Origin of the sequence: Acidithrix ferrooxidans (assembly GCF_000949295.1) — a bacterium.
GTDB classification, from domain to species: Bacteria; Actinomycetota; Acidimicrobiia; order Acidimicrobiales; family Acidimicrobiaceae; genus Acidithrix; species Acidithrix ferrooxidans.
In genome coordinates this window covers 1-2,924 of sequence record NZ_JXYS01000064.1, presented here as the reverse complement: position 1 = coordinate 2,924, position 2,924 = coordinate 1, and the positions used below count along the sequence as shown (strand labels likewise).

The 2,924-nt window shown below is 48.2% G+C and carries 2 protein-coding genes and 1 pseudogene; all 3 read left to right on the top strand.

What is annotated here, in order from left to right; all coding sequences use genetic code 11:
- Positions 1-374 precede the first annotated feature (374 nt).
- The gene (locus AXFE_RS09620) at positions 375-2,048 is read left to right on the top strand and encodes a choice-of-anchor Q domain-containing protein (protein ID WP_052605652.1); all 1,674 of its coding nucleotides are present in this window, start codon (positions 375-377) and stop codon (positions 2,046-2,048) included.
- Between the two features lie 52 nt (positions 2,049-2,100).
- Positions 2,101-2,314: pseudogene (locus tag AXFE_RS21475) on the top strand (transposase); the annotation flags it as partial.
- Positions 2,315-2,683: 369 nt separating this feature from the next.
- Positions 2,684-2,924, top strand: a 241-nt coding sequence (locus AXFE_RS09610; RefSeq protein WP_152626003.1) for a DDE-type integrase/transposase/recombinase, incomplete at its 3' end; no start/stop codon positions are given.

Below are 2,924 nucleotides of genomic sequence, written 5' to 3'. Positions count from 1 at the left end.
TTGGAGCTAAGTGGGGTCTAGCGTTTCCAAGTTGCTGACTTGTGATCACCAACTAAAAGAAATTTTCAACCAGGTAAGTCGATCCACGAGAAATCGAAATTAATTAGATTTAGGCGACACTGGTGCTAGAAACCACCAATGGAAGAACAGAGCAACGATTTAGCCATTCTCACGCTTACCGTCACCAAAGGTACTATTTATCTCTTCTTGCTAACTAATTTCCCAGTTGATTGAGATTGCCTGCTTTAAAGTCACTCTTTGTGTTTGATTATGCGGTATAGTTACACATAGAATGTTAGTTTAAATGTTGCATAATTGAATCAAACAAGTAAGCACAGGTAAACGCAAGGATAATGAGATGGGTCACAACTTTTATGTCAAAACTTCCTAAATTGCACAGAAAGCCATTTAGCGGTTATTCAAATTCAAAGAAGGTATCTTTTGCAAGATCTACTTTCGGTGTCATCTCATTCGTAAGTAGATCATTTAAGAGAATTGCCCTATCTCTTATCTGTCTAGTAGGTGCTATTGGATTTTCAACGATATCACCAAGTAGTGCCTCTGCTGGTACTACTTCCTCAAATACAATCCTTTATGCGACCGCATTAACAACATTAACAACCGCCTCGAATCCTTGTTCGTTCTCTTCTCCATGTAGCCTTGCAACGGCACTAACCAAGGTAACCGCAGGTGAAACAATCGACCTCGTAACGCCAGGGAGCACCGCTCACTATGACGGTAATTTCACCATCAATACAGCAAATACCTCAAAAACCGCACCAATCACGATACAACCCGCCCCTGGGGTAACAAACCCAACTCTTGATGGACAAGGCAAGGGTACAGTCCTAACTATTGACAGCAACGCCTTCGTGAACCTAAATGGAGTAACGATTACGGGTGGACAAGCAGCAAGCGGCAGCTATGGCCCTCAGGGTCCCGGCGTCCGTGGCGGTAACGGTGGTGGTATTAAATATTCTGGTTCCGGTTCTCTCATAATTACTGACTCGACTATTTCTGGTAACTCTGCTGGCAATGGTGGCAATGGCGCTAGTTTTGGCGGCACTGGCGGTAACGGTGGTGGTATTAGCTATGTCGGTACTGGTTCTCTCACAATTGCTGACTCGACTATTTCTGGTAACTTTGCTGGTAATGGTGGTGAAGGTTACCTAAGTGTAGGGGGCACTGGCGGTAACGGCGGTGGTATTTACTATCATAGTTCCGGTTCTTTCACGATCTCGAATGCCACGATTACGGATAATGCGGCGGGCAACGGTGGTACCGTGCTCTCTCCCGGTCCTTCCGGTGACGGTGGGGGTATCTACAACAATGGTGACACGACCACAATTGCCAATTCGACCATCAGTGGAAACAGTGTCCTTGGCGGCGGCGATTCTGGCCTCGGCAGCGGAATTTACAACGCATCTGGCACGGTAAACCTCGCCGCTGATCTTCTGGCAACTCCCTCGGCCCCCTCGGCTGGCGGTGAGTGCTCAGGGGGTGGATTTATCGATTATGGTTATAACGTCGCAGACGATAACACCTGTGGCCTTACATCGTCCACCAGCCGCCCGACGGCTACGGCAGCGGAACTGCTCGGGGCGTTGCAGAACAACGGCGGATCAACACTAACAATCTTGCCCTTACCTGGTAACCCAGCAATCGGATTGATACCGACTACTGCAACTATTGGTAATACTAAGTTGTCCTTATGTCCAGCAACAGATCAGCGTGGTTTTGCAACCGTATCTGGGGTCAACTGTGATGCTGGTTCTCTACAGTTGGCAAGCGTTCTCTATGCAGCAGCAACGCCACTTGGTTCAGCTACCTGTGCTGACGCAACTGATGCATGCAACCTTACAACGGCTCTTGGTGATGTTGGAGCAGGTGGAGTAATAGACCTCGTAACGCCAGGGAGCACCGCTCACTATGACGGCAACTTCACCCTCAATACAAACGATACCTCAGCGACGGCACCGGTCACCATTCAACCTGCCCCTGGGGTAACAAACCCAACTCTTGATGGACAAGGCAAAGGTACAGTCTGATACGCCCCGGAAATCTTGGAGACTCCTAGTCTTGAGTTAAGGAGTCATCATTATGGCAAGAGTAAAGAAGTATTCACCCGAAGTTCGTGATCGAGCAATACGAATGGTCACGGACCATCGAGGTGAGTATCCCCCACAGTGGGCAGCTATTCAATCTGTTGCTCAGAAGCTGTAAATGACGCCCGAGACGCTACGTACTTGGGTACGTCAGGCTTCGATAGATGTCGGTGAGACTAAAGGAACAACTACTCAATGAGAGAGAGCGCACCCGTCAACTAGAGCGAGAAGTCGTAGAGCTTCGTAGAGCTAATGAGATTTTACGTGCGGCCTCGATTTTCTTTGCGACCGAGTTGGACGGTCAAAGCGCGAAGCGAAGCAAGTAATTGCTTTTATAGATTGCAATAAGCAAAAGTGGGGAGTCCAGCCGATCTGTAGGGTCTTACAGTTCGCTTCCTCGACTTATTACTCTAATAAATCACGAGTTGCCTCAGTGAGATCTATTCGTGATAAATCTCTCAAGACGAAGATAAGTAAAATTCACAAGGACAACTACTTTCGTATATGGGCTTAGGAAGCTCTGGTGTGCGCTTAAGCGCGAAGGTATCGACATCGCACGCTGCACAACAGAGCGTTTGATGGCTGAGCTCGGTATTTCTGGGGTGAGACGTGGTAAGACTTACGTCGTAACCACCGTCGCGAATGAGCTCGTAGAACGCCCGAAAGACCTGGTAAACAGGAACTTTACGTCTAATGAGCCAAACAACTTGTGGGTGGCGGATATCACTTACGTCAAGACAAAGATTGGCTGGGCCTACGTTGCCTTCGTTACAGACGTATTTTCAAGGACGATCCTAGGATGGAAGGTATCGCCATCGC